The sequence below is a fragment of the Pectobacterium aroidearum genome (assembly GCF_041228105.1).
Classification (GTDB): domain Bacteria; phylum Pseudomonadota; class Gammaproteobacteria; order Enterobacterales; family Enterobacteriaceae; genus Pectobacterium; species Pectobacterium aroidearum.
The window spans coordinates 5209231-5235878 of the sequence record NZ_CP166097.1 but is presented as its reverse complement, the minus strand read 5'-3'; the positions used below and the strand labels follow the sequence as shown (position 1 = coordinate 5235878).

Annotated in this window: 25 protein-coding genes; 9 read left to right on the top strand and 16 right to left on the bottom strand. The window is 50.9% G+C overall.

Features of this window, described 5'->3' with window-relative positions; translation table 11 throughout:
* Nucleotides 1-18: 18 nt before the first annotated feature.
* The 12 genes from atpD to asnC all read right to left on the bottom strand — a co-directional run bounded on the left by atpD (nt 19) and on the right by asnC (nt 11044).
* Nucleotides 19-1401: a F0F1 ATP synthase subunit beta gene (gene atpD / locus AB8809_RS23590; RefSeq protein ID WP_015842331.1), complete on the bottom strand. Its 1383-nt coding sequence runs from the start codon at nt 1399-1401 to the stop codon at nt 19-21.
* Between the two features lie 47 nt (nt 1402-1448).
* Nucleotides 1449-2312, bottom strand: coding sequence for a F0F1 ATP synthase subunit gamma (atpG, locus tag AB8809_RS23585; RefSeq protein ID WP_015842330.1), 864 nt, complete (start codon nt 2310-2312; stop codon nt 1449-1451).
* Between the two features lie 52 nt (nt 2313-2364).
* Complete coding sequence (gene atpA / locus AB8809_RS23580) at nt 2365-3906, bottom strand: F0F1 ATP synthase subunit alpha (protein ID WP_005976551.1); 1542 nt, start codon at nt 3904-3906, stop codon at nt 2365-2367.
* A gap of 12 nt (nt 3907-3918) precedes the next feature.
* A complete protein-coding gene (atpH, locus tag AB8809_RS23575; RefSeq protein ID WP_014917153.1) occupies nt 3919-4452 on the bottom strand; it encodes a F0F1 ATP synthase subunit delta in 534 nt (177 codons plus the stop codon).
* A 14-nt stretch (nt 4453-4466) separates the two neighbouring features.
* Nucleotides 4467-4937: a F0F1 ATP synthase subunit B gene (gene atpF, locus AB8809_RS23570; protein WP_010681466.1), complete on the bottom strand. Its 471-nt coding sequence runs from the start codon at nt 4935-4937 to the stop codon at nt 4467-4469.
* A gap of 63 nt (nt 4938-5000) precedes the next feature.
* Nucleotides 5001-5240 (bottom strand): F0F1 ATP synthase subunit C, encoded by a 240-nt coding sequence (gene atpE, locus AB8809_RS23565; RefSeq protein ID WP_005976545.1) that lies wholly within the window; start codon nt 5238-5240, stop codon nt 5001-5003.
* Nucleotides 5241-5289: 49 nt separating this feature from the next.
* Complete coding sequence (gene atpB, locus AB8809_RS23560; protein WP_349855514.1) at nt 5290-6090, bottom strand: F0F1 ATP synthase subunit A; 801 nt, start codon at nt 6088-6090, stop codon at nt 5290-5292.
* Between the two features lie 22 nt (nt 6091-6112).
* A complete protein-coding gene (atpI, locus tag AB8809_RS23555; protein WP_180779458.1) occupies nt 6113-6496 on the bottom strand; it encodes a F0F1 ATP synthase subunit I in 384 nt (127 codons plus the stop codon).
* A 623-nt stretch (nt 6497-7119) separates the two neighbouring features.
* Entirely contained in the window at nt 7120-7740 is a 621-nt protein-coding gene (gene rsmG / locus AB8809_RS23550; protein ID WP_349855512.1) for a 16S rRNA (guanine(527)-N(7))-methyltransferase RsmG, read from the bottom strand.
* Nucleotides 7741-7822: 82 nt separating this feature from the next.
* Complete coding sequence (gene mnmG, locus AB8809_RS23545; RefSeq protein WP_349855511.1) at nt 7823-9712, bottom strand: tRNA uridine-5-carboxymethylaminomethyl(34) synthesis enzyme MnmG; 1890 nt, start codon at nt 9710-9712, stop codon at nt 7823-7825.
* 391 nt (nt 9713-10103) lie between these two features.
* Nucleotides 10104-10547, bottom strand: coding sequence for an FMN-binding protein MioC (gene mioC, locus AB8809_RS23540; protein ID WP_181830426.1), 444 nt, complete (start codon nt 10545-10547; stop codon nt 10104-10106).
* Between the two features lie 89 nt (nt 10548-10636).
* The gene (asnC, locus tag AB8809_RS23535) at nt 10637-11044 is read right to left on the bottom strand and encodes a transcriptional regulator AsnC (RefSeq protein ID WP_369987626.1); all 408 of its coding nucleotides are present in this window, start codon (nt 11042-11044) and stop codon (nt 10637-10639) included.
* A gap of 206 nt (nt 11045-11250) precedes the next feature.
* Between asnC and asnA the strand changes: the two genes are divergently transcribed.
* Nucleotides 11251-12243 (top strand): aspartate--ammonia ligase, encoded by a 993-nt coding sequence (gene asnA / locus AB8809_RS23530; protein WP_342413419.1) that lies wholly within the window; start codon nt 11251-11253, stop codon nt 12241-12243.
* On the opposite strand, the gene viaA is transcribed toward asnA, so the two are convergent.
* Together viaA and ravA are read right to left on the bottom strand one after the other, a co-directional pair.
* The gene (gene viaA / locus AB8809_RS23525) at nt 12240-13718 is read right to left on the bottom strand and encodes an ATPase RavA stimulator ViaA (protein WP_349855509.1); all 1479 of its coding nucleotides are present in this window, start codon (nt 13716-13718) and stop codon (nt 12240-12242) included. The genes asnA and viaA overlap by 4 nt on opposite strands.
* A gap of 5 nt (nt 13719-13723) precedes the next feature.
* Nucleotides 13724-15223 (bottom strand): ATPase RavA, encoded by a 1500-nt coding sequence (gene ravA, locus AB8809_RS23520; RefSeq protein ID WP_181830423.1) that lies wholly within the window; start codon nt 15221-15223, stop codon nt 13724-13726.
* A gap of 337 nt (nt 15224-15560) precedes the next feature.
* On the opposite strand from ravA, the gene kup reads away from it, so the two are divergent.
* Entirely contained in the window at nt 15561-17429 is a 1869-nt protein-coding gene (kup, locus tag AB8809_RS23515; protein WP_015842321.1) for a low affinity potassium transporter Kup, read from the top strand.
* A gap of 138 nt (nt 17430-17567) precedes the next feature.
* On the opposite strand, the gene qseC is transcribed toward kup, so the two are convergent.
* Nucleotides 17568-18917 (bottom strand): quorum sensing histidine kinase QseC, encoded by a 1350-nt coding sequence (gene qseC, locus AB8809_RS23510; protein WP_349855508.1) that lies wholly within the window; start codon nt 18915-18917, stop codon nt 17568-17570.
* Nucleotides 18914-19576 (bottom strand): quorum sensing response regulator transcription factor QseB, encoded by a 663-nt coding sequence (qseB, locus tag AB8809_RS23505; protein WP_349855507.1) that lies wholly within the window; start codon nt 19574-19576, stop codon nt 18914-18916. Before qseB ends, qseC begins: the two co-directional genes overlap by 4 nt.
* Before the next feature lie 259 nt (nt 19577-19835).
* Between qseB and AB8809_RS23500 the strand changes: the two genes are divergently transcribed.
* The 7 genes from AB8809_RS23500 to rbsR all read left to right on the top strand — a co-directional run bounded on the left by AB8809_RS23500 (nt 19836) and on the right by rbsR (nt 26382).
* Complete coding sequence (locus AB8809_RS23500) at nt 19836-20231, top strand: YgiW/YdeI family stress tolerance OB fold protein (RefSeq protein ID WP_180779464.1); 396 nt, start codon at nt 19836-19838, stop codon at nt 20229-20231.
* A 329-nt stretch (nt 20232-20560) separates the two neighbouring features.
* Nucleotides 20561-20980, top strand: coding sequence for a D-ribose pyranase (rbsD, locus tag AB8809_RS23495; protein ID WP_349855506.1), 420 nt, complete (start codon nt 20561-20563; stop codon nt 20978-20980).
* Nucleotides 20981-20987: 7 nt separating this feature from the next.
* Complete coding sequence (gene rbsA, locus AB8809_RS23490; protein ID WP_349855505.1) at nt 20988-22493, top strand: ribose ABC transporter ATP-binding protein RbsA; 1506 nt, start codon at nt 20988-20990, stop codon at nt 22491-22493.
* 7 nt (nt 22494-22500) lie between these two features.
* Complete coding sequence (rbsC, locus tag AB8809_RS23485) at nt 22501-23469, top strand: ribose ABC transporter permease (RefSeq protein ID WP_015842315.1); 969 nt, start codon at nt 22501-22503, stop codon at nt 23467-23469.
* Between the two features lie 25 nt (nt 23470-23494).
* Nucleotides 23495-24382, top strand: a complete 888-nt coding sequence (rbsB, locus tag AB8809_RS23480; RefSeq protein ID WP_015842314.1) for a ribose ABC transporter substrate-binding protein RbsB — start codon at nt 23495-23497, stop codon at nt 24380-24382.
* 74 nt (nt 24383-24456) lie between these two features.
* Nucleotides 24457-25383: a ribokinase gene (gene rbsK, locus AB8809_RS23475; protein WP_256599181.1), complete on the top strand. Its 927-nt coding sequence runs from the start codon at nt 24457-24459 to the stop codon at nt 25381-25383.
* 3 nt (nt 25384-25386) lie between these two features.
* A complete protein-coding gene (rbsR, locus tag AB8809_RS23470) occupies nt 25387-26382 on the top strand; it encodes a ribose operon transcriptional repressor RbsR (RefSeq protein ID WP_043881853.1) in 996 nt (331 codons plus the stop codon).
* Nucleotides 26383-26648: the final 266 nt, after the last annotated feature.

Below are 26648 nucleotides of genomic sequence, written 5' to 3'. Positions count from 1 at the left end.
TCACCCTCCTACAAGGCGTTACAGTTTCTTGGCTTTTTCCACGACTTCGTCAATGGAACCAACCATGTAGAACGCCTGCTCTGGCAGGTGGTCGTATTCGCCTTCCATAATCCCTTTAAAGCCACGGATAGTGTCTTTCAGGGCAACGTATTTACCCGGAGAACCGGTAAATACTTCCGCTACGAAGAACGGCTGTGACAGGAAGCGCTGAATTTTACGTGCACGAGATACCACCAGCTTGTCTTCTTCAGACAGCTCGTCCATACCCAGAATCGCGATGATGTCTTTCAGTTCCTGATAACGCTGCAGAATAGACTGCACGCCACGGGCAACATCATAGTGTTCCTGACCAACAACCAACGGATCCAGCTGACGGCTGGTGGAATCCAGTGGGTCAACGGCCGGGTAGATACCCAGAGAAGCGATCTGACGGCTCAGTACCACGGTTGCATCCAAGTGAGCAAAGGTGGTGGCTGGAGATGGGTCAGTCAAGTCATCCGCAGGAACGTAAACGGCCTGAACGGAGGTGATAGAACCGGTTTTGGTTGAAGTGATACGTTCTTGCAGAACGCCCATCTCTTCCGCCAGCGTCGGCTGATAACCTACCGCAGAAGGCATACGACCCAGCAGTGCGGATACTTCCGTACCGGCCAGGGTATAACGGTAGATGTTATCGACGAACAGCAGTACGTCACGGCCTTCATCACGGAATTTTTCCGCCATGGTCAGACCGGTCAGTGCTACGCGCAGACGGTTACCTGGTGGCTCATTCATCTGGCCATAAACCAGTGATACTTTGTCGATTACGTTGGAATCGGTCATTTCGTGGTAGAAGTCGTTACCTTCACGGGTACGTTCACCCACGCCTGCAAACACGGAGTAACCGGAGTGCTCGATCGCGATGTTACGGATCAGCTCCATCATGTTTACGGTTTTACCTACGCCCGCACCACCGAACAGACCCACTTTACCGCCCTTGGCAAACGGACACATCAGGTCGATAACCTTGATGCCGGTTTCCAGCAGCTCTTGTGAGTTTGACAGCTCTTCATAGCTCGGAGCAGCGCGGTGAATAGCCCAACGCTCTTCTTCGCCGATGTCGCCTTTCATGTCGATGGGTTCACCCAACACGTTCATGATACGACCCAGCGTTGCTTTACCTACCGGCACTTCGATCGGGTGGTCCAGGTTATTCACATTCAACCCGCGACGCAGACCGTCAGAAGAACCCATTGCGATACAGCGAACAATACCGCCGCCCAACTGCTGCTGCACTTCCAGCACCAGTTTCTCAGCGCCGTTCTCTACCTCAAGCGCATCGTACACCTTTGGTACGGCATCTTGCGGGAACTCGACGTCCACCACGGCGCCGATTACCTGGATAATCTTTCCAGTAGCCATCTTGAATCCTCTACGTAATTCGACAATACGTAATTCGTAAACCTGCTTTAAACCGCGGAGGCTCCCCCGACGATTTCGGTGAGTTCCTGAGTAATGCTGGCCTGACGAGCTTTGTTGTATACCAACTGCAGCTCTTTGATCAGGCTACCGCCGTTATCGGTCGCGGCTTTCATCGCAACCATTCGCGCGGCCTGCTCACTAGCCAGATTTTCTACGACGCCCTGATAAACCTGAGATTCCACATAACGGCGCAGCAGGGTATCCAGCAGCGACTTAGGATCGGGTTCATACAGGTAATCCCAGGATTTCTTCTTCAACTCACCGTCATCCGAAGGCGGTAACGGTAACACTTGAACAACAAGCGGTTCCTGAGACATGGTATTGATAAACTTGTTGCTTACGATATACAGCTTGTCCAGACGACCTTCGTCGTAGGCTTGCAGCATAACTTTAACCGGACCGATCAATTCTGATACGGAAGGGTTGTCTCCCATACCGGTAACCTGAGCAACAATGTTTCCGCCTACCGAACCGAAGAAAGAAACCGCTTTGGAACCAATCAGCGCTAAATCAGTTTCAACGCCTTTGTCACTCCAGGATTTCATATCAGCCAGCAGCTTCTTGAACAGGTTAATGTTCAAACCACCGCACAGGCCACGGTCAGTAGACACCACCAGATACCCAACGCGCTTAACATCTCGTTCTTCCAGGTACGGGTGTTTATATTCCAGATTTCCTAACGCAAGGTGACCAATCACATTGCGTATGGTTTCCGCATAAGGACGGCTGGCCGCCATACGATCCTGCGATTTACGCATTTTGGAAGCGGCGACCATTTCCATTGCTTTGGTGATCTTCTGCGTATTTTGGACGCTTGCGATCTTACTACGTATCTCTTTTGCGCCGGCCATCTTTGCTTCTCCTCAAAGCCTTGCGGCCTGCTTTACAGCAGGCCACCGGGCGTTACCAGGACTGGGTTGCCTTAAAAGTATCGAGGATGCCTTTAAATTTGCCCTCGATCTCATCGTTATAAGCGCCAGTCTGGTCGATTTGTTGCAGAAGTTCGCCATGCTCACGATCGGCGTAAGCCAGCAGTGCCGCTTCAAAGCTACCGACTTTCGACAGCTCAACATCTTCCAGATAACCACGTTCTGCCGCAAACAGAACCAGAGACTGCTGTGCGACAGACATCGGCGCATACTGTTTCTGTTTCAACAGCTCGGTCACTTTCTGACCGTGGCTCAACTGCTTACGGGTTGCATCATCAAGATCGGACGCAAACTGAGAGAATGCTGCCAGCTCGCGGTACTGTGCCAGTGCGGTACGAATACCACCGGACAGTTTCTTCATGATCTTGGTCTGTGCTGCACCACCCACACGGGATACGGAGATCCCTGGGTTAACCGCAGGACGAATACCGGCGTTAAACAGGTTGGATTCCAGGAAGATCTGACCATCGGTAATAGAAATTACGTTGGTCGGAACGAACGCAGAAACGTCACCCGCTTGGGTTTCGATGATCGGCAGAGCGGTCAACGAACCGGTTTTCCCCTTCACTTCACCCTTGGTGAATGCTTCAACGTAATCAGCGTTAACACGCGATGCACGCTCCAGCAAACGGGAGTGGAGATAGAAAACGTCACCAGGATAAGCTTCACGGCCTGGCGGACGACGGAGCAGCAGAGAAATCTGACGATAAGCAACGGCCTGTTTGGACAGGTCATCATAAATAATCAGCGCATCTTCACCGCGGTCACGGAAGTACTCGCCCATCGCACAACCGGCATACGGTGCCAGATATTGCAGAGCAGCAGACTCAGACGCGGTAGCGACAACGACAATGGTGTTTTCCAGTGCGCCATGCTCTTCCAGTTTACGCACCACGTTAGAAATCGTGGAGGCTTTCTGGCCGATAGCGACGTACACACATTTGATGCCGGAATCACGCTGGTTGATGATGGCGTCGATAGCCAGAGCGGTTTTACCCGTCTGACGGTCACCGATAATCAGCTCACGCTGACCACGACCGATTGGAATCATGGCGTCAACGGACTTATAGCCCGTTTGTACTGGCTCATCAACGGACTGACGTTCGATAACGCCAGGCGCAATCGCTTCAACCGCAGAGAAACCGTCGTGATCCAGTGCGCCTTTACCGTCAATCGGTGCGCCCAGCGTGTTGACCACACGACCTAACAGGCCACGGCCAACCGGAACTTCAAGAATACGGCCGGTGCATTTTACTTTCATGCCTTCAGCCAGATCCGCATACGGGCCCATGACTACCGCACCAACGGAGTCGCGCTCCAGGTTCAGTGCGATCGCATAACGGTTACCCGGCAGAGAGATCATCTCCCCCTGCATCACGTCTGCCAGACCGTGGACGCGGATGATTCCGTCACTGACGGAAACAATAGTACCTTCATTGTGAGCTTCGCTCACCACATTGAACTGAGCAATGCGCTGCTTGATCAGTTCGCTGATTTCGGTGGAATTCAGTTGCATGCTCCAGTCCCCTTAAGACTGCAAGACGTCTGCCAGACGTTCCAGACGACCGCGAATGCTGCCATCTATCACCATGTCGCCCGCGCGGATAACCACGCCGGCCATGACAGACTTATCAATTTTGCAATTCAGCTTCACTTTGCGTGACAGACGTTTTTCCATAGCGGCAGCGATCTTCGACAGCTGCTGCTCACTCAACGTGTTGGCAGAAATCACATCGACGTCAACCGTCGATTCCAGTGCTGCCCGCAGTTGAATAAATTGTTCCAGTACTTCAGGAAGCACCGGTAAACGTCCGTTCTCGGCCATCACCTTAATCAGGTTCTGACCGGCTTCATCAAGTTGATCACCACAAACGGCAATGAACGTTTTCGCCAGCTCAATCGGTGCTACTGCACCAGAAAGCAATTCGGCAATTTGTTCATTGCGCGCTACTTCGGCCGAAAACGCCAGCATGTTCTGCCAGCGATCCAAGGCCTGATTCTCAACCGCAAAGTCAAAAGCTGCTTTGGCGTAGGGGCGAGCTACCGTGACAAATTCAGACATCAGCCCCTCCCTCCTTACAGTTCAGCGACCAGTTTATCAACGATGTCGCTGTTAGCAGCTTCATCCACGGAACGTTCAATAATTTTCTCGGCACCGGCAATCGCCAATACGGCAACTTGCTTACGCAGCTCTTCACGAGCGCGTTTACGTTCGGCTTCGATTTCAGCCTGCGCCTGCGCCACAATCTTGTTACGTTCAGCTTCCGCTTCAGCTTTCGCCTCATCCAGGATCTGAGCACGGCGTTTGTTCGCCTGCTCGATGATAACCTGAGCATCCGCTTTGGCTTTCTTCAGTTGATCTGTCGCATTGGCCTGAGCCAAGTTCAAATCTTTTTTGGCACGTTCAGCAGAAGCCAGACCGTCAGCAATTTCTTTCTGACGTTTCTCGATGGCTGCCATCATCGGCGGCCATACATACTTCATGCAGAACCAGACAAACAGGACGAACGCAATGGCCTGGCCGAGGATTGTTGCATTAATATTCACAGCACAATGCCTCTTTCAAAGTTAAATAAGTTGATGTTTTAACCTCAGCAGAAAACATTCTGCTTAGGCCACCGCAAACATCACATACAGCCCCAGACCAACAGCGATCATCGGGATGGCGTCAACCAGACCCATGACGATAAAGAACTGTGTACGCAGTAAAGGAATCAGGTCAGGCTGGCGAGCAGCACCTTCCAAGAATTTACCACCCAGAATGCCGATACCGATCGCAGCACCGATTGCCGCCAAACCCATCATTAACGCGGCAGCCATGTACAGCAGATCCACACTCAGGTTTTCCATGACAGTCTCCAGTTTGTTTCAGTTAAAAACGTTATTTGTTGAAAGAAAATCAATGCTCTTCAGATGCCATCGAGAGATAAACAACCGTCAGAACCATGAAAATAAAAGCCTGAAGCGTAATAATCAAAATGTGGAAAATAGCCCAAGGCACATTTAACAGCCATTGTGACCACCACGGCAACAGACCGGCAATCAGGATGAAGATCAACTCACCCGCATACATATTGCCAAACAGTCGCAAGCCTAAGGAAATAGGTTTGGACAGCAGGCTGACACCTTCAAGAATCAGGTTAATAGGAATAAATACTGGATGGTTGAACGGCTGCATGGTCAGTTCTTTAACAAAACCACCGAGACCCTTCATTTTGATGCTGTAGAACAGAACCAGGATAAACACCCCAAGCGCCATCGACAGCGTAATATTAACGTCAGCCGTCGGAACCGCACGCAGATACGCATGCGCCGGATCGTATCCCAGCAGACTATAGATACCTGCCCAGGCTTGCGGCAACAGATCGATAGGCAGCAAGTCCATCAGGTTCATCAGGAAAACCCAGACGAAAATGGTCAGCGCCAAAGGAGCAATCAGTTTGCTTTTGCCATGGAACATATCGCGCACGGTACCATCAACGAAACCGATAATCAGTTCGACGGCCGTTTGCAGCTTACCTGGCACACCGCTGGTGGCGCGCCTAGCGACACGGTGAAAGATAACCAGAAAGAGGATCCCAAGAGCGATGGAGAAAAACATCGAATCGACGTTGATCGACCAAAAACCCGTCCCTACCTGCAAATGGTGCAAGTGGTGACTGATATACTCTTGCGGAGTAGAGATTTCTCCAGCAGCCATGATGTCCCTTACCCTTTTGTTGTTAACTACGGTAACGATTAATTACGGCCGGTGCCACGATCTGCATAACCAGCACCGATAAATAAGTCAGGCCAAGCGGAAAAAATGCCGCTTTAAATACGCCCAACGCCACCACTAACAATGCAATGGTGATAAATACCTTAAGCGCTTCACCAATCGCGAATGACCAGGCCACACGCCCATCAGCAGGCTTATGCGACTGATGACGCAAGGCGAAGAGCACAAACAAAACATTCGGCAACCAGGCTGCCAATCCCCCACCTAATGCAGAAGCGGCAGCATTGACGCTATTGAGGCTGAAAGCAGCACTCAACAAAGCAAAAGTCACTAACTGTAACAACAGCAGCCTGAAGGCCACTTTTCCGCTGTAAAGGGATACAGGCATGACGTTTGCTCTCTCCGTACCTTTTCAGAGGTATACCGAATGACGTATAAAACTGCCTTTACACCACTGAGTCAAGCAGCAAAAAACGAGCAAATTATACGGGTCATACCTGCGAATTCAATCGATAAGTAGCGAAAAGGTGAACAATTATTTAAATTTCTTTCTGAAGCCCCGTTTTTGCTAACAATCATCCTTGTTCATACCTAGTGTAATTAATTTCTAAAGCCCTCCAATCTGTGATGTGACTCACATAAAAGGCTTTACGACTATTTATAACAGAACGTGTTTTTTTTTGTCTTTAGCAAAATAAGCTATTTATTTTATTTAACTTCAATAAGTTACAAAAAAACCCATTCCAAAAATGCAACAAACAACGTTTCAACGACCTATTGACATTATTGATATCGTTTTTTTACTCAATTAACACAAAAATAACTAAATTTTGATACTGATGATTTATTTTCGCTCGTTATTATTCAGTACGAAAGTAAAAGAGCCGCGCTGAAAAAACCAAGATGTAAAATTTCAGTGATCGCAATGCGTTCTGGAACGATGCCCTCCGTAAACGAGATGGCTGGCTGATACGCAATATTTAGTTATAATTTTTTTGATAAAAGACAAAATTAGTTTGGTTTAAGCACGACCAAATGGCGTTCACCTTCCAGATCAGGAACAGATAAACGGACAACCTGATCTAATGAGACACCTTGTGGCAAAGATGACAATTCATCCTCTGGAAGTACGCCTTTTAGGGCATAAAATCGCCCTGCAGGTCTGGCTGGAAGATGATTGCACCAGCTAATCATGTCATGCAGAGAGGCAAATGCACGACTGATTACACCATCAAAAGGCGGCTCCGCTGGAAATTCTTCAACGCGACTTTGCACCGGAGTGATGTTTTCAAGCTGCAGTTCATGCTGAACCTGACGCAGGAAACGTACACGCTTACCCAGACTATCCAGCAAGGTAAAATGCGAATCAGGGCGAACAATCGCCAATGGAATCCCCGGTAGTCCAGGCCCCGTTCCCACATCGATAAAACGCTGACCGTGTAAATGCGGTTCAACCACGATACTGTCCATGATATGGCGGACAAGCATTTGCTGCGGGTCGCGTATAGACGTCAGGTTATAAGCCTTGTTCCACTTATTCAGCATGTCAACATACTGTATCAGAAGATTTTTTTGCTTATCTGAAATCACAATACCAGCCGCATTGAGCAGATTATCGAGTGTGTTGCGCACTATAAGATCCCGATGAAAAATATAAGGTTAATAATAAAAATAGCCGGATAACCGGCTATTTAGGGGATAAGTTTACCTTAAATCAGGCGCTGCGGCGCAGCAGACCCTGTTTTTTAAGCCAGATCAGCAAAATGGAGATTGCCGCAGGCGTTATGCCGGAAATACGCGAGGCCTGACCGATAGACGAAGGTTTGTGATCGTTCAGTTTGGCAATAACCTCGTTGGACAACCCGTTAACCTGCTTGTAATCCAGATCGGCAGGCAGCAACGTATTTTCATTACGCAACTGCTTCTCGATTTCATCCTGTTGACGAGCAATATACCCTTCGTATTTGACCTGAATTTCAACCTGCTCGGCAGCCTGCTCGTCGGTTAATCCCGGAGCGAACAGCGGTAGCGCAGTAAGTTGAACGTAATCCACTTCTGGACGACGGAGCAGCTCTTCACCGTTCGCTTCACGGGACAACGGTGTTTTCAGCAGTGAGTTAACTTGATCTAACAGCTCAGACTGCGGGTGAACGTGAATATCGCGCAGGCGCTGACGCTCTTTTTCAATACTCTCAAGTTTCTCGTTGAAACGTGCCCAGCGATGATCGTCGACCATCCCTAGTTCGCGACCGATTTCAGTCAAACGGAGATCGGCGTTATCTTCGCGCAGCATCAGACGATATTCGGCACGCGACGTAAACATACGGTAGGGTTCTTTCGTCCCCAGCGTACAGAGATCGTCAACCAGCACGCCGAGATAGGCCTGATCGCGACGCGGTGACCAGCCTTCCTTATCGGCAGCCAATCGAGCCGCATTCAGTCCTGCCAGCATGCCCTGTGCAGCGGCTTCTTCATACCCTGTGGTACCGTTGATTTGTCCAGCGAAGAACAAACCATGAACAAATTTGTTTTCCAGCGTTGGCTTCAGATCGCGCGGATCGAAGAAATCGTACTCAATGGCATAGCCAGGGCGGACAATGCGTGCATTTTCCATTCCCGTCATTGAACGAACAATCTGCCACTGAACGTCAAACGGCAAACTGGTTGAGATCCCGTTAGGATAAATTTCATTGCTGGTCAGTCCTTCTAGCTCAAGAAAGATCTGATGTGTGTTTCGATCGGCGAAACGCATGACTTTGTCTTCGATCGAGGGGCAATAACGCGGGCCGATCCCTTCGATGATCCCGGCATACATCGGGCTACGATCCAGATTATTACGGATCACGTCATGGGTTTTCTCGTTAGTGTGCGTGATGTAGCACGGCATTTGTGCCGGATGCTGGCTCGCATTCCCCAGGAACGAGAAAACTGGCATTGGGTTGTCACCGTGCTGTTGAGCCAGCACGCTAAAATCGATCGTTCTGGCGTCAATACGCGGCGGAGTACCGGTCTTCAGGCGGTTAACACGCAGAGGTAGTTCACGAAGGCGACGCGCCAGCGGAATAGAAGGCGGATCGCCTGCACGCCCACCGCTGTAGTTATCCAGGCCAATGTGAATCTTGCCGTCGAGGAAAGTGCCTACCGTTAATACAACGGCTTTTGCACGAAACTTTAGTCCCATCTGAGTAACGGCACCGACGACACGATCGTTTTCTACAATCAGATCGTCAACTGCTTGCTGGAAGATCGTCAGGTTTGGCTGATTCTCCAGAGCGGTGCGAATTGCCTGACGGTAGAGCACACGATCTGCTTGTGCGCGAGTGGCTCTGACCGCTGGGCCTTTACTGCTGTTTAGTATCCTAAACTGTATCCCTGCCTGGTCGACAGCACGCGCCATCAACCCTCCCATGGCATCGATCTCTTTAACCAGATGACCTTTTCCAATACCGCCAATCGCCGGGTTACAAGACATTTGTCCTAGCGTATCGATATTGTGTGTGAGTAAAAGCGTCTGTTGGCCCATTCGGGCAGAAGCCATCGCAGCTTCTGTTCCGGCATGACCGCCACCGATCACGATGACGTCAAATGGATCTGGATAAAACATGGTACTGCTCCTCGCATTATTGCGAATGATAAGTGGCGAACGATCGTTATTTGCCCTGGGGTGGGGGATTCTACTCAACTTTGAGCCAACGACCAAGTCCGTTGGATCCTCGTTAATTAAAGAAAGATCTTTTTATTTAAAGATCTCTTTATTAGATCTCTTATTAGGATCGTCGTGTTGTGTGGATAAGTGATTATTCATATTAAAGATCAAGAGAATGGCGTTGATCCTTACCTGTGAATGATCGGTGATCCTAGCCAGTATAAGCTGGGATCTTAATGTGGGTTTATACACAGGACAAAAAACGCACTCGGGTTGTTATTGGGATAACTACGGCTTTTACACCAGAATTAAGCATAGTTATCCACATTCAACTGCCGAATATTTAACCTTACTTGAGTAAATTAACCCACGATCCTAGCCATTCTTCAGCCGGATCTTCAGGAACCTGATGCTGAGTGATGTCGATCTCGAGGACTTCACCGATCCGTTTAGCCCCTAATTGGGTTAGCACACGATCCGCTGTTTGGATCGCGCCACAGAACGTGTCGTACTCTTTACTACCGATCCCCACCGCACCGAAACTCACCTGAGAAAGATCGGGCTTTTGCTGTTCCAACTGCTCAAACAGCGCTTTCAGGTTATCAGGAAATTCTCCTGCACCGTGGGTGGATGTCACCAACAGCCATACACCGCTTTCAGGCAATGCATCGAGCTCAGGACCGTGCAGAAGCTCAGTGGAAAAATCATCCTTCTCCAGCAGTTCAGCCAAATGCTCTGCGACGTATTCGGCGCTGCCAAGGGTACTGCCACTGATCAAGGTAATGTCTGCCATAGCGATCCCATCCGATAAAAGACGGGACATTGTACGCTGTGATCTGGCTGGGATCTACCTGTGGATAATATGGGTATAGGAAAAAAGTGTTACGGCGCGATCGTCCGCATAATGGGGTTTTGCAGGGAGATGAGCGTTTCGGTGGACTGAATTTCATCAATTGTTTGGATCTTGTTGATAAGTACGTGTTGCAACGCCTCGATCGAACGACACATGACCTTAATAAAGATACTGTAATGCCCAGTGGTGTAGTAAGCCTCAACCACTTCTTCCAGATTGTTTAGCTTCTCCAGCGCCGAAGGATAATCTTTGGCGCTTTTTAGAATGATGCCGATAAAGCAGCACACGTCATAGCCCAGCTGTTTTGGATTCACGTCCAGACGCGTGCCGACAATGATGCCCGCCTGTTTCATTTTTTCCACTCGAACGTGGATTGTTCCTGGACTGACGGAAAACTGTTTTGCCAGTTCGGCATAAGGGATGCGTGCATTTTCCATTAAGGCGGAAAGAATGCCGCGATCGAGATTATCGATCTGATAAATTTCTGCCACTTTGAGCCTCCTATTTTAGCGAATAATTATTTTATACCGCTATAAAATGACGGATTAAAAGCACAAGAGCAATTTATCCATAAGATTATTGAATGGCTAGCGCTTTTTATTGCTTAATGAATAACTAAATACGATGAATAAGAGACGCGGCAATGAAAAAGCAGTACATCGAAAAACAGCAGCAAATCAGCTTCGTTAAATCTTTCTTCTCCAGCCAGCTGGAGCAACTTCTGGGATTGATTGAAGTCCAGGCACCGATTCTTAGCCGTATCGGTGATGGTACGCAGGATAACTTGTCCGGTACGGAAAAAGCGGTACAGGTTAAGGTTAAAGCGCTGCCAGACGCCACATTTGAAGTCGTGCACTCACTGGCTAAATGGAAGCGTAAGACGCTGGGCGCGTACGATTTTAGCAGCGGTGAAGGCATTTATACCCATATGAAAGCATTGCGCCCGGACGAAGATCGTCTGAGCCCGATCCACTCGGTTTATGTCGATCAGTGGGACTGGGAACGTGTGATGGGAGACGGCGAGCGTCATGCGGAGTACCTAAAATCGACGGTTACGCGTATTTATCAGGGAATCAAAGCGACAGAGGCTGCGGTACATCAGGCATTTGGCATTCAGCCTTTCCTGCCGGAACAGATTCATTTTGTGCACACCGAAACGCTGCTGAAGCGCTATCCCGATCTGGATGCCAAAGGGCGTGAGAGAGCGATTGCCAAAGAATTGGGTGCCGTTTTCCTGATTGGGATTGGCGGTAAGCTGTCCAACGGGCAATCTCACGATGTGCGTGCGCCGGATTATGATGACTGGACGACGCCAGGTGAGCAGGAACTGGCGGGTCTGAACGGCGATATCGTCGTATGGAACCCGGTACTGAACGATGCGTTTGAGATTTCATCCATGGGGATCCGCGTGGATGCTGAAGCGTTAACACGCCAGCTGGCGCTGACGCAGGATGAAGAACGTCTGAAGCTGGAATGGCATCAGGCGCTGCTGCGCGGTGAGATGCCGCAAACGATCGGTGGGGGAATCGGTCAGTCTCGCCTGGTCATGCTGTTGCTGCAATTGTCGCACATTGGCCAGGTTCAGTGCGGCGTGTGGCCACAGCCGCTGCGTGAGTCGGTTTCCGGCCTGCTTTAATACGCTTTGCCGTGCTGCCAGCGGCGTATTAAGCGGCTTTTTAACCCGGTATCAAAGCGCCAGATATGGTCAAAGATGTGCATGATGCCGGGTTTGCCATGATCGGACATCGCTACAGCATGGAAACGATGTTGTAGCTGCGTCTGGCGACTTTTCACCTTATTTACCACCTCATCCGGCAATCGTTGGGCGATAAAATCTGAAATCACTACGGCGTCGGCATCATGCCAAAGCGCGTCATCCATTTTATCTAGCAGCGCTGACAGACAGGCACTCATATCCGTGCCGCCGCGGAAGGACTGGCTGAGAAAACGTATTGCCTGCTCTAATCCATCCGCAGACGTGAGCTCATATTTCACCACGCCGGTAGAAAACAGCATGATATAGCAGCGGCGGTTATCGGCGAGCGCGATGCGCATCAGCGCCAGACAGAAGGCTTTGGCACAACGTTCATTAAAGCCACCCATCGAGCCTGACGTATCGACGCAGACGATAAATGGGCCGCGCGGCTGCTGTTCATTTTGCTGATGAACCACTGGGCGTTCCGTGATTTTTTCTCGCCAGCTCTCACCTTGTAAGCGATACGTCAGCAGCCGATGTTCCAGAAGACGACGATAAAATTCGTATTCCAGCTCGCTGATGCCCAGCGTGACCAGCTCTGTCGGCATCAAGCGCAAAATATCGTCGCTCTGATGCACACCGCTCACTTGCTCAGGCACGGTGGCTGGTTCCCTTACGCTTACCCGGAAAGCTTCTTTCGGAGCTTCCTGTGTGAGGATCGATTTGGTTTCCCTGCTGCGTCCCAGACGTTCCGCCAGTTTTTGCAATGCGGGCTGGCGCTGCAGGAAGGCGCCAAAATCCAATAACGGGCGGGGATCGGTTTGAATACGCTGTGCGGCGCTGAGATCCCAGAGCCGCCCGGCCGCATTTTCATTTTCGGCCAAAATCGGTTCGAGCTTGCCGCTGAGCGTCAGGCGTTGTTGCAGCTCATCCAGCAGGATTTCCCGTTCTTGTTCCATTAACTGCTGATGCAGTGAAACGGTTTGCAGTGTGAGGCTCAACCGCCAGCGTTGAAGAAAGAGTGCGTGGAGCCCACTCGTTACCTTCTGTCCTAAGGTTCGCTCTGGGGCAGTGATAAGCTGTGAGGCCTGCGTCAGAAACGGTGACTCCACGTTGCTCAGCGTATCCATAATCGCAGGCAGGCGTGTCTGAAAGGCCTGATTGTCGATCGATTGTGAACGTTGGTAGCAGCTAAATTCTTTTTCCAAATCTGGCGGTACCTGAGTGGTACGTAAGCGCTGCTTTAAGGTTTCTTTCCAGTGAGGAAGATCATTGAGTAACGCTGACTTCAGGCTGGGGTACTTTTCAAAGAAGAAAGCGAGCTGAGGCGTCGCCAGCAGCGTGACGACAAGATCGTCCAGTAGCTCGTTTTCATCAATAGACAGCAGCATTTCCAGTGATTCCAGCGTGATCATCGGCGTTAATCCTGTTGCTCTGATTGCTGGATTTGCTCGGCAACCTGCTGCAGGCTGGCCTCTATTTTGGCCAACCACTCGCTCGGAACGAACAGGCAAGGCTGATGCTGGCTGAATAAGCGGCGCTGTTCACGCAGCTGCATGTTCAGTTTTTCATATTCATCGGTAATTTCGGCAGGAAGCGCAATGTCGCGCTTTTCCGGCAGAGAAAGAATAGAGGATTGCAGGCTAATATCGCGAATGGCCAGATGCTGGCGATCGTCCACCAGCAGATCGAGGCGCTGGGTAAAACCAATACCGTTGAGCTTACCCCGGATTTCCCCGCCTTTTTGTAGCCAGCCTTGCAGGGCATTCTTGTCAATGATCAGGTGGTTAACTTCAATATCGTGCAGGATCAACGGGCGTTGCAGCACCAGTTCCAATGTTTCAGCGTCGATGGTGTCAGGTAAGGCATAATGGAATTTCCGGCCGAGGAAATGCCCTTGTTTCTCTACCGAAAAGGCCTGTAATTCGCTTTGCTCACGCTGGTATTGCTGGCGTTTGGTATTTACCTGCTGCAAACGGAACAACAGGCTTTTTTGCTGGTAGGCGTGTTCGGTAATCAGCAGTTCAAGCTGGTGTTCGATAAGCGTCAAGGTGCTTTGGTCATGCCAGAGACAGTCTTTCAGCAGAATGATATCAACCGGTGTAATGGCATCCCGGCCGCAGAAAAATGCGCTGGCCTGAAGCAGACGAAGGGCTTTTTTCCAGCGTCGATCGGAAATGTAAGGGGCCTGCTCCAGCGCATCGAGCTGTTGGCGCAGTGTGTAAATCAGCTCGAAACCTGCTTCCGGCAATGCGATGTGTTCAATGTCCTTCTGCCACTGTTGGTACTCTTCATCGCTGACGCTGAGAGCGGGCGGAACGGGGTTATCGCGTTCGCTGCTGTTGTTCACAAGTAGCGCTCGGAAATTCTGTTTTTCCTGAACACGATCGAGCCACAGGCGGATGAGCATGCGGTCGTAAAGCGCTTCCAAACCGCCATCCGCTTCTGGTAACTCATTCGAGGCTGCGACCAGCAGGCGCATTGGGATGGTATCTTCGCTGTTGCCGTTACGGAAACGTCGCTCGTTAATGGCCGTCAGCAGGGTGTTCAAAATGGCGGGGCCCGCTTTCCAGATTTCATCCAGAAACACGATTTCGGCTTCTGGCAGGTAGCCAGCGGTGAGGCGCTGATAGCGACCTTCATCTTTTAACGCCTGAATGGAAAGGGGACCGAATACTTCTTCCGGGGTGGAAAAGCGGGTCATCAGGTACTCAAACGCATTCGCATGACGAAACGCGAATTTAAGACGCCGGGCGATCATACTTTTAGCTATACCTGGCGGCCCCAGCAGAAAAACACTTTCCCCGCTTAGCGCTGCCAGCAGACAGAGGCGAATGGCGTGTTGTCTTTCGTAGAGTCCGTGTTCTAGCGCATGGCTGAGACGAGAAATTCTTTCAGCCAATGCCGCAGTTTGACGCATAATTAATCCGTTAGTCCCATGATGTGATGTATTGAAATCGTTTATGTCTCAACCCGATTACTTCGCGGAAAGCGGTCTCTCAGAAAAACCCTACTTTCAGAAAGACAATAGTAATAATAAACGGCAGATCACAGATTTTTATTAGAATACTTTTACGGATTATTACACCCTAACGGGGTGAGTAAGCAATAAACCACTTTTTACAGGATGTTTCGTGTACAGGTGGATCGCACAATAAAAATGGGTTTTTAGCCTGATTTGTGCATACTGTGCGCTCTTGGACGAGTTGCTGTGAATGACGCGCTTCGCGGACTGATTAATAACAGAAGATAGGTTTATGAGCTCAGAACATAAACGTTCGCTTCCGGCTGTCACGCTGGCGGCCATCGGGGTGGTTTATGGAGATATAGGAACCAGCCCTCTTTATACGTTAAGGGAATGTTTATCAGGGCAGTTTGGTTTTGGGGTCGAGCCTGATTCGGTCTTTGGTTTTCTTTCACTGATCTTTTGGCTGTTAGTTCTCGTTGTTTCGCTGAAATACCTGACCTATGTGATGCGTGCTGACAACGCTGGCGAAGGTGGGATTCTAACCCTTATGTCGCTAGCTGGGCGCAATACTTCCGATCGCATGACGTCCGTGCTGGTCATCATGGGGTTGATTGGTGGCAGCTTCTTCTATGGGGAAGTGGTCATCACGCCAGCCATCTCGGTGATGTCGGCGATGGAAGGGCTGGAAATTGCCGCGCCATCAATGGACAGCTATATCGTCCCGCTATCTATTGTCGTTCTGACATTACTCTTTATCATTCAAAAACACGGTACAGGCAGTGTTGGTAAGCTGTTTGCGCCTGTGATGCTGATTTGGTTTTTAACGCTCGGCGTGCTGGGGGCGCGAAGTATTATCGCTAACCCTGAAGTCTTGCAGGCGTTGAACCCGATGTACGCCGTTCGCTTCTTTATCGAATATAAAGCCGTATCGTTCTTCGCGCTGGGAGCGGTGGTGCTGGCAATTACCGGGGTTGAGGCGCTGTATGCCGATATGGGGCACTTCGGTAAATTCCCGATTCGTCTGGCCTGGTTTACGGTGGTGCTGCCGTCGCTGGTGTTAAATTACTTCGGACAGGGCGCGCTGCTGTTGAAGAACCCGGAGGCGATCAAGAACCCCTTCTTCCTGCTGGCGCCAGATTGGGCGCTGATTCCACTGATGATATTGGCGACGCTGGCGACAATCATTGCTTCGCAGGCGGTGATTTCCGGTGTTTTCTCCCTGACGCGCCAGGCAGTGCGGCTGGGCTATTTGCCGCCGATGCGTATCGTACACACGTCAGATATGGAGTCCGGTCAGATTTATATTCCTGCCATTAACTGGATGCTGTATATCGCTGTCGTCATCGTGATTGTCAGCTTTGAGCATTCGAGCAATCTGGCTGCGGCTTACGGGATTGCGGTAACGGGCACGATGGTGATTACCAGTATTCTGTTCTGTACGGTGGCGGTGAAGAACTGGCTCTGGAACCGCTACTTGGCGTGGGTATTGCTGGCGGGATTACTGGTTATTGATGTACCGATGTTTTTGGCGAATGTGGTCAAAATTCTGTCCGGCGGCTGGTTGCCGCTAGCGCTGGGCATGGTGATGTTTATTATCATGACGACGTGGAAAAGCGAGCGCTTCAGGCTGCTGCGTCGGTTGCATGAACACGGTAACTCGCTGGATGCCATGATTGCGTCGCTGGAGAAATCGCCGCCGACACGTGTACCGGGAACTGCCGTCTATTTCTCGCGTGCGACTCGCGTGATCCCGTTTGCGCTGTTGCATAACCTTAAACATAACAAGATCCTGCACGAGCGCGTGGTGCTGTTGACCATGCGAACGGAGGATGCGCCTTATGTGCTGAACGCTCGCCGCGTGACGGTTGAACAGCTTTCGCCGACGTTCTGGCGCGTGATTGCCAACTATGGCTGGCGTGAAACGCCGGATGTGGAAGAGGTCTTTCAGCGCTGTTGGCAAGATGGGTTAACCTGCCAAATGATGGAAACGTCTTTCTTTATGTCCAATGAATCGCTGATTATCGGCGAACGCCCGTGGTATCTGCGCCTGCGCGGTAAGCTATTCATGATGCTCAGCCGCAATGCGCTGCGAGCGGCGGATCAGTTTGAAATACCGCCGAACAGGCTGATTGAGCTGGGGATACAGGTCGAGATTTAAGTGAACCGAATAGATGATCTTATGTTGGGATAAGATCGAGATATACGGTCGACCACGAGGCGAGGCATCCCTGCGGGAACCTCATCCTCGTGTTTCCCTAATAACAGACACCGAGTTGCTGCTAGTACGTTAACTATTTTACCAATTCACCGACACAATTAGCCCCCCTTCGGGCTGGTTGGTGAATGTCACCCGCATCTGGTGCAGTTTGGCGATGTTGTTCACGATGGAAATCCCAAGACCGCTGCCGGATTTCTCCTGCCCCGGCGGACGATAAAAGCGTTCGCCAATTCTTGCCAGCGCCTCCTCGCTAATGCCCGGTCCGTTGTCGGCGACCTTAAAGCTATTTTCTGTTAGCGTCAGACTTACCGTCCCCCCTGCATTGCTGTAGCGAATGGCGTTATCCAACAGATTGCGCACCAGCAAAGTCAACAGCAACGGATGACCCTGCCGAATAACCGGGGTGTCCGGTAAATCCAGCGTCAGTTCGATACCTGCGGTTTGTGCTGTGTGGTAATGCGCGATCACCGCCTGTTGCAGTAATTCATTGAACTGAATGGGTTGCATCCCTTCGGGGGACGATTCGGCATCCAGCCGCGACAGCGTCAGGAGCTGATCCACCAGCCGCGTGGCGCGATCGATACCTTTGTCCAGATTGAGTAGAGCATGGTGCCGCATGGTTTCATCGTCACGTGCCAACTGGGCGACTTCGGTTTGAACTTTCAACGCCGCCAGCGGGCTACGCAATTCGTGAGCCGCATCGGAGGTAAAACGGCGCTCACGAACCAGCATGTCGCTGATGCGGGAAAACAGATGGTTTAATGCGTTAATCAGCGGGCGAACTTCTTGCGGGATGTTCTGCGTTGCCAGCGGGGTGCTGTCATCGGGGGAACGCTGCTGAAGCTCGGCGGTAATGCGTTTTAGCGGTGAGAGTTCACGCGTCACCAGCCAGAACAGCAGTGCCAGCATGATCGGTAGTGCAAATAGCCAGGGCATCAGGTTGGTTTTTACAATATCCAGTGTCATATCCTGACGGTATTCCCATTCCTGACCCACAGCAATCACGTAACGATTGTCCGCCGTCGTCAGCCAGACGATGCGCCATGCGTCGTTATCATCGCGTAATTTGCCGTCGATGAAGCCGTTGCGCGTATAGTCAAAAATGAAATCTTTGCCGTTATCACCATCGTTCAACACCATTTTCCCATCGCGGGTAAAAATAGCGAAGGCCAGCGCATCATCGTCCTGCTTGCCGCGGTTCTTATGTACCAGACTCTTGGTTTTGGGCAGGGACACTGGCTGGATTCGCAATTCATCAGGATTCATGGTGGCCAGACGTTTGGCGAACAGCATTTGCTGGGTATCAAATAGCTCATTGATATTATGGCGTGTTTGATACCACGAAAGCAGACTGGCTACGCCCCAGCAGATCAAGGTCAGCAGCGTAAAACCGGTAATCAGGCGTAGGCGCAGGCTGAGTCGGTTCATGGTGCGTCTCCCAGAATATAGCCAACGCCATGCACGGTGCGGATAAACCCGCTGCCCAGCTTTTTGCGCAGATGGTGGATGTGTACTTCTACCGCATTGCTGGAGACATCATCGTCCCAGCCGTAGAGCTTTTCTTCCAACTGTGCGCGCGTGAGCACGCGGTTCGGGTTGAGCAAAAACAGCTCCAGCAATGCCAGTTCGCGGGATTTTAGTATCAACGGTTCATTGTTTAGCGTGACGCTTCGTGAGCCCGGCTCAAGGGAAACCGTACCGTGCGTTAATGCCGGTTGAAGCTGGCCGTGACGACGGCGAATCAGCGCCTGCAGACGAGCGGCAACCTCCGTTAGTGCAAAGGGCTTACATAAATAATCATCGGCGCCTTGGTGCAGACCTTCAACACGCTGTTCCAGCGCATCTCGGGCGGTCAGAATCAGCACCGGTTCGTCATGCCCATCCTGACGCCACTGGCGCAGGATATCCATCCCATCCATGCCCGGCAGGCTAAGATCGAGCACCACCGCATCATAGGGGGCTGCCTTCAAGGCAGCGGCACCTGCTTTACCTTCCGTAAACCAGTCAATATTAAAACCCAGTTTGTTAAGCCCTGCTTTCAGGCCGTCGCCAATCAGGCGATCGTCTTCAATTAACAATATTCTCATTGCTGCCTCGCAAGGAATGTGTCGCTGTCGCGTTTGCGCCTTTTCCGGTTTTATACGAAATCGGGGGGCGACGTGTACAGGACAAATCGCTGAAAGCGGGCGATTTCGGCAATATAAAAAAATAAAAATGCAGAGGCTGATTCCTTAAGATTCTGTTAAGAACGGTTTGTTTTAATCCTTCCCGAAGACCGATTACTCCCGCAGGTTGACTGCGAAACAGTTGACTGTGAAACGACAGGCAAAATAAGGAAGGTAAAATATGAAAAAAGCAGCTGCGTTACTCGCCATTACCGCTCTGGTTTCTGCTCCGGTATTTGCTGCGCAAAGCGGCGGTGGTTTCGTCAATCCTGAAACGCCAGCGGTTGGTACACATAAAGGGGGATTTGTTGATCCCCAAAATTCCCTCACCACGGTAGATAAGGCTAAAGATCTGCGTGACGATAGTTGGGTTACGCTGAGCGGCAATATTGAAAAACGGATCGGTGATGAGAACTATCTGTTCCGCGATGCGACGGGCACGATGGAAGTCGAGATTGATCACAAGCGCTGGAATGGCCAGATGATTTCACCCACCGATAAAGTGGAAATTCAGGGTGAACTGGATAAAGACTTCAATTCCGTCGAACTGGATGTGAAGCAGATTCGTAAACTCTAAATCGTTATCCTCTATTCCCTATTGGCGGGCCAGTGCCCGCCATTTCTCTATTTATCAGTCAGCTATACCCGTCATACTTCAAGTTGCATGTGCGTTGGCTGCGTTCACTCACCCGAATCACTTACCTGTGTAAGCTCATCGGGATTCCTTCCCTTGCCGCCTTCCTGAAACTCGAATTATTTAGGGCATATAACGGCCTCTTGTTCTCTTTGTTTTTTTGTTAGCGAAACGTTTCGATAACGATCACATTTTTTTTATCTCTTCGTTGCCTTTCTCTCTTCTTTTTCTAGAATGTTATTAGCGAAACGTTTCGCTGGTGGGGTGAGAAGATGAAAAAAGCAGCATTATTGAATTCAGATATTTCTTCCGTGGTTTCTCGACTGGGGCATACCGATAGCCTGGTTATTGGTGATGCGGGTTTGCCAATTCCTGAAACGACGACGCGTATCGATCTGGCTTTGACGCATAACGTGCCGACGTTTTTGCAGGTGGTGAGTGCTGTCACCAGTGAAATGCAGGTCGAGGCCGCTATTCTGGCGGAAGAGATTATTGAAAAAAACCCCGCAGTCCATGACGCATTACTCGATCAATTGAAGCAACTTGAACAACACCAGGGAAACTCAATTGCATTGCACTATGTCAGCCATGAAGAATTTAAAACCCAAAGCGGCAAAAGCCGGGCCATCATTCGCAGCGGAGAGTGCTCTCCGTATGCCAATGTCATCCTTTGTGCTGGCGTAACGTTCTGAGGCATCCATGCAACCTTTACTGCAACTGCAAGGCATCACGAAATCTTTTCCCGGCGTTAAGGCGCTGTCCGGTGCGGCGCTCAACGTCTATCCGGGAAAAGTGATGGCGCTGGTGGGCGAGAACGGTGCGGGCAAGTCCACCATGATGAAAGTCCTGACCGGGATCTACCGTAAAGATGCCGGCAGCATCCATTTTCTGGGGCAGGAGGTGGATTTCAACGGGCCGAAAGCGTCTCAGGAAGCTGGTATCGGTATTATCCATCAGGAACTTAACCTGATTCCCCAGCTTACGATTGCCGAGAATATTTTTCTCGGGCGTGAGTTTACCAACCGTTTTGGCCGCCTCGACTGGAATAAGATGTATGCGGAAGCCGACAAGCTGCTGAAGCGCCTTAATCTGCGCTACGACAGCCGCCGTATGGTCGGGGATTTATCGATTGGCGATCAGCAAATGGTGGAAATTGCCAAGGTGCTGAGCTTTGAGTCGAAAGTCATCATCATGGATGAACCTACCGATGCTCTGACGGATACCGAAACCGCTTCGCTATTCAGCGTGATCAAAGAGCTGCAATCTCAAGGATGCGGCATTGTCTATATTTCCCACCGCCTGAAAGAAATCTTTGAAATCTGCGATGACATTACCGTTTTCCGCGATGGTCAGTTTATCGGCGAACGCCCAGTCAGTGACCTACAGGAAGATACGCTGATTGAAATGATGGTGGGCCGCAAGCTGGAAGATCAGTACCCACGTTCGAGTAAAGCGCCAGGAGAGGTTCGCCTTAAGGTGCAAAACCTGTCCGGGCCGGGCGTCGACAGCGTCAGCTTTACAGTGCGGAAAGGCGAAATCCTGGGCGTCGCTGGGCTGATGGGCGCGGGTCGTACCGAACTGATGAAGATTCTTTACGGCGCACTGCCGCGCACTGGCGGCAATGTGACGCTTGATGGCCGTGATGTGGTGGCCCGGAAACCGCAGGATGGTTTAGCGAACGGCATCGTTTATATCTCGGAAGACCGTAAGCGTGATGGCTTGGTGTTGGGCATGTCGGTAAAAGAAAACATGTCGTTAACCGCACTGCGCTATTTCAGCCATGCGGGCGGTCGTCTGAAACATGCCGAAGAGCAATTAACGGTTGCCGACTTTATTCGCCTGTTCAACGTTAAAACGCCGTCAATGGAGCAGCCTATCGGCCTGCTTTCCGGTGGTAATCAGCAAAAAGTGGCGATTGCCCGCGGCCTGATGACGCGTCCGAATGTCCTGATCCTCGATGAACCGACGCGTGGCGTCGATGTCGGGGCGAAGAAAGAAATTTATCAGTTAATCAATCAATTCAAAGAAGAGGGGCTGAGTATCATATTGGTGTCATCCGAAATGCCCGAAGTCTTGGGAATGAGCGATCGCATCATTGTGATGCACGAGGGGCGCTTGAGCGGTGATTTCGCGATTGAGCAAGCAACCCAGGAAGTACTGATGGCTGCGGCCGTTGGTAAGCAATACGGCGCAAAGCAGGAGTAAGTCAGACATGAGTTCTCAATCTATCGCGGCAAAACGCTGGTTCAGCAAAGAGTGGTTACTGGAGCAGAAATCGCTGATCGCGCTCCTGATCCTTATTGCGATTGTTTCCGCCATGAGCCCTAACTTTTTCACCCTGAACAACCTGTTCAATATTCTTCAGCAGACGTCAGTGAACGCCATTATGGCTGTCGGCATGACGTTGGTGATTCTGACCTCGGGCATCGATTTGTCAGTGGGGTCGCTGCTGGCGCTGACCGGTGCGGTAGCGGCTTCTATCGTCGGGCTTGAGGTCAATGCGCTGGTGGCTGTATTTGGCGCGCTGGCGCTGGGGGCGCTGATTGGTGCGGGCACAGGCGTCATCGTTTCGAAAGGTAAAGTGCAGGCATTTATTGCCACGCTGGTCATGATGCTGTTACTGCGCGGTGTGACGATGGTTTATACCAACGGCAGCCCGATTAATACCGGCTTTTCCGATGTGGCGGATGCTTTTGGCTGGTTCGGCATCGGCCGTCCGCTGGGGATTCCGACGCCAATCTGGATCATGGCTATCGTGTTCGCAGCGGCCTGGTACATGCTGCACCATACGCGTCTGGGACGCTATATCTATGCGCTGGGCGGCAATGAATCTGCTACCCGTTTGTCCGGTATCAGCGTTGATAAAATCAAGATTATTGTCTATTCCCTGTGTGGGCTGCTGTCTGCTCTGGCGGGAATTATCGAAGTTGCACGTTTGTCCTCTGCACAACCTACGGCGGGGACAGGCTATGAACTGGATGCCATCGCGGCGGTGGTATTGGGCGGCACCAGTCTGGCTGGAGGAAAAGGGCGTATCGTTGGCACGCTGATCGGCGCACTTATCCTTGGTTTCCTCAACAACGGACTGAATTTATTAGGTGTTTCTTCTTACTACCAAATGATCGTTAAAGCAGTCGTCATTTTGCTGGCGGTTCTGGTAGATAACAAAAGCAGTAAATAACCTTCATTCACACAGGAATTGAGTTATGAATATGAAAAAGCTGGCTACTCTGGTTTCCGCTGTTGCGCTGAGCGCGACTGTCAGTGCTAATGCCTTGGCCAAAGATACGGTTGCTCTGGTGGTTTCTACGCTGAATAACCCGTTCTTTGTTTCAATGAAAGAGGGTGCGCAGAAAGAAGCCGACAAACTGGGTTACGAGCTGATCGTGCTGGATTCACAGAATAACCCAGCGAAAGAACTGGCTAACGTTCAGGATTTGACGGTACGTGGGACCAAAGTTCTGCTGATCAACCCGACCGATTCTGATGCGGTCGGTAATGCGATTAAAATGGCGAACCAGGCCAAGATCCCTGTTATTACGCTGGACCGCGTTGCCAGCAGTGGTGAAGTGGTGAGCCACGTTGCTTCTGATAACGCCTTCGGTGGTAAAGTGGCTGGTGACTTCATTGCCAAGAAACTGGGTGAAGGCGCTAAAGTTATTCAACTGGAAGGGATTGCCGGAACGTCTGCCGCGCGCGAACGCGGTGCGGGCTTCATGAAATCTGCTGAGAAAAATAAATTCGTTATGTTGGCCAGCCAACCGGCTGACTTCGATCGTACTAAAGGGCTGAACGTGATGCAGAACCTGCTGACCGCGCACCCTGACGTTCAGGCGGTATTTGCTCAGAACGATGAAATGGCGTTGGGCGCACTGCGTGCGCTGCAAACTGCAGGCAAGACTGATGTGCTGGTCGTCGGTTTTGACGGTACTCAGGATGGCGTGAAGGCTGTTGAATCAGGCAAGCTGGCGGCAACGGTTGCTCAGCGTCCCGATCAGATCGGTGTGATCGGCATCGAGACAGCGGCGAAAGTGCTGAAAGGCGAAAAAACGCAGGCCATCATTCCGGTTGACCTGAAGCTGGTAGCAAAATAATTAAAGAATAAAGCAGGGCTCGCGCCACCTGTTTGTGGTGGCGCATTATTAACGTAGTAGCGGGATTCGACATAATGAAAACGGGTAAGCTGGTGGTGCTGGGCAGTATTAATGCTGACCATATTCTCAATCTTGAGCAATTTCCCCGCCCGGGTGAAACGGTGATCGGTGAGCAATATAGCGTTGCTTTCGGTGGGAAAGGTGCCAATCAGGCCGTTGCCGCTGGCCGAAGCGGTGCAGACATTGCCTTCATTGCCTGCGTTGGAGACGATGATATTGGTGCCCGTATTTGCCAGCAGCTATCCAAAGACAATATTGATGTTTCCTCCGTTGAGGCTATCTCCGGGGAAACGACCGGCGTTGCGTTGATTTTTGTTAACGCTGACGCTGAGAACATGATCGCGATTAACGCAGGCGCGAATGCGGCCGTGACGCCTGATTATCTCCGTCGTCATCAGCAGCACATCATTGATGCCTCGGCGTTGCTTATGCAGCTTGAGTCGCCGCTGGAAACGGTCATCGCAGCAGCCAAACTGGCGCATGAACACCAGACGAAAGTGATTCTTAACCCCGCCCCTGCGCGTGAACTGCCTGATGAATTGTTGTCGCTGGTCGATATGATCACGCCGAATGAAACAGAAGCGCAGTTCCTGACGGGAATTACCGTCGAGACGGAAGACGATGCAGCTCGCGCAGCACAGGTTCTTCACAACAAAGGCATTCAAACGGTTCTCATCACATTGGGTAGCCGTGGCGTATGGTTGAGTGAAAACGGCCAGGGGCAGCGTATACCGGGGTATCGTGTAAAAGCCGTGGATACTATCGCTGCCGGAGACACGTTTAATGGCGCGCTCGTTACCGCGTTGCTGGAAAATAAACCGATGTCCTCCGCCGTAAAATTTGCCCATGCGGCAGCGGCGATAGCGGTTACTCGCCGGGGTGCTCAGCCTTCTGTCCCGTGGCGTGAAGAGATCGACGAATTTTTGCAAACTCAGGGGTGATCTTTGGCCACCATGAAAGATGTCGCCCGTCTTGCGGGCGTTTCTACTTCTACTGTATCCCACGTTATTAATAACAATCGCTTTGTCAGCGATACCATTCGCGAAAAAGTGATGAAGGCCGTTGAGGATCTCAACTATGCGCCGTCGGCGCTGGCCAGAAGTCTGAAGATAAACCAGACTCGCACCATCGGCATGTTGCTCACAGCCAGTAATAACCCGTTTTATGCCGAAGTGGTACGTGGCGTTGAGCGTTGTTGCTATGAGCGGGGCTATAGCCTGATTCTGTGTAACACCGAAGGCGATCGCGACAGAATGAGCCATAGCCTTGAAACGCTGCTGCAAAAGCGCGTCGACGGCGTACTGCTGATGTGTACTGAAAGCCATCGCCCTTTGCCCGAAATGATGAGCCGCTATCCTTCTATTCCTATGGTCATGATGGATTGGGCCCCCTTTGAAGGCGTCATGGACGTCATTAAAGATAACTCTCTGCTCGGTGGAGAGATCGCAACGAATTACCTCATCTCGCGTGGTTATAAGAAGATAGCCTGTATTGCAGGCCCGAAAGATAAGACGACAGCTTATAACCGACTGGAAGGTTATCGGCAGGCGATGCAGCTCGCCGGGCTCTCTGTTCCCGCGGACTATGAAATTTTTGGCGATTTTGAATTTGAAGCAGGCTATCGCGCTATGCAGCAGTTGTTAGCGCTGGAAGATAAACCTGAAGCGGTGTTCACCAGTAATGATGCGATGGCTGTCGGTGTTTATCATGCGCTTTATCAGGCTGGGCTTTCGATCCCTCAAGACATGGCGGTTGTGGGTTACGATGACATTGAACTGGCTCGCTATATGTCCCCACCTCTTACTACGGTTCATCAACCGAAGGATGAACTTGGTGAACTGGCGATTGATACACTCTTGTATCGCCTGGAACATCCTAATACTGAACCGAATGTGTTGGTGCTGACGCCGGAATTAATGGTACGTCAGTCTGTACGGTGAAGTTTTAGCTAAGAAAACGCTGAAAAATCCCGCATAACGGCGTCTTTTACTGCGCTTTGCTGAAAAAATCCTCACTCGAAAATTATTTTGCATTTAGCGCTTGTCAGGCGGCGAGAAGTCCCTATAATGCGCCTCCACTGACACGGCAACAGCGACACGCGGTTGCGGTAACAGGAAAAAAAGATTCAACGAAGGCGGTCAGTAATGACTTGACTTCACAGCGGAAAAGCATAATATATGCGGCCCGCGCCACGGAAGATGTGGCA

Bases quoted from the DNA above. Each gene is read 5' to 3' on its own strand.
- atpD (WP_015842331.1), bottom strand. From the start codon at position 1,401: ATGGCTACTGGAAAGATTATCCAGGTAATCGGCGCCGTGGTGGACGTC.
- atpG (WP_015842330.1), bottom strand. From the start codon at position 2,312: ATGGCCGGCGCAAAAGAGATACGTAGTAAGATCGCAAGCGTCCAAAAT.
- atpA (WP_005976551.1), bottom strand. From the start codon at position 3,906: ATGCAACTGAATTCCACCGAAATCAGCGAACTGATCAAGCAGCGCATT.
- atpH (WP_014917153.1), bottom strand. From the start codon at position 4,452: ATGTCTGAATTTGTCACGGTAGCTCGCCCCTACGCCAAAGCAGCTTTT.
- atpE (WP_005976545.1), bottom strand. From the start codon at position 5,240: ATGGAAAACCTGAGTGTGGATCTGCTGTACATGGCTGCCGCGTTAATG.
- atpB (WP_349855514.1), bottom strand. From the start codon at position 6,090: ATGGCTGCTGGAGAAATCTCTACTCCGCAAGAGTATATCAGTCACCAC.
- atpI (WP_180779458.1), bottom strand. From the start codon at position 6,496: ATGCCTGTATCCCTTTACAGCGGAAAAGTGGCCTTCAGGCTGCTGTTG.
- mnmG (WP_349855511.1), bottom strand. From the start codon at position 9,712: ATGTTTTATCCAGATCCATTTGACGTCATCGTGATCGGTGGCGGTCAT.
- mioC (WP_181830426.1), bottom strand. From the start codon at position 10,547: ATGGCAGACATTACCTTGATCAGTGGCAGTACCCTTGGCAGCGCCGAA.
- asnC (WP_369987626.1), bottom strand. From the start codon at position 11,044: ATGGAAAATGCACGCATCCCTTATGCCGAACTGGCAAAACAGTTTTCC.
- asnA (WP_342413419.1), top strand. From the start codon at position 11,251: ATGAAAAAGCAGTACATCGAAAAACAGCAGCAAATCAGCTTCGTTAAA.
- viaA (WP_349855509.1), bottom strand. From the start codon at position 13,718: ATGATCACGCTGGAATCACTGGAAATGCTGCTGTCTATTGATGAAAAC.
- ravA (WP_181830423.1), bottom strand. From the start codon at position 15,223: ATGCGTCAAACTGCGGCATTGGCTGAAAGAATTTCTCGTCTCAGCCAT.
- kup (WP_015842321.1), top strand. From the start codon at position 15,561: ATGAGCTCAGAACATAAACGTTCGCTTCCGGCTGTCACGCTGGCGGCC.
- qseC (WP_349855508.1), bottom strand. From the start codon at position 18,917: ATGAACCGACTCAGCCTGCGCCTACGCCTGATTACCGGTTTTACGCTG.
- qseB (WP_349855507.1), bottom strand. From the start codon at position 19,576: ATGAGAATATTGTTAATTGAAGACGATCGCCTGATTGGCGACGGCCTG.
- AB8809_RS23500 (WP_180779464.1), top strand. From the start codon at position 19,836: ATGAAAAAAGCAGCTGCGTTACTCGCCATTACCGCTCTGGTTTCTGCT.
- rbsD (WP_349855506.1), top strand. From the start codon at position 20,561: ATGAAAAAAGCAGCATTATTGAATTCAGATATTTCTTCCGTGGTTTCT.
- rbsA (WP_349855505.1), top strand. From the start codon at position 20,988: ATGCAACCTTTACTGCAACTGCAAGGCATCACGAAATCTTTTCCCGGC.
- rbsC (WP_015842315.1), top strand. From the start codon at position 22,501: ATGAGTTCTCAATCTATCGCGGCAAAACGCTGGTTCAGCAAAGAGTGG.
- rbsB (WP_015842314.1), top strand. From the start codon at position 23,495: ATGAATATGAAAAAGCTGGCTACTCTGGTTTCCGCTGTTGCGCTGAGC.
- rbsK (WP_256599181.1), top strand. From the start codon at position 24,457: ATGAAAACGGGTAAGCTGGTGGTGCTGGGCAGTATTAATGCTGACCAT.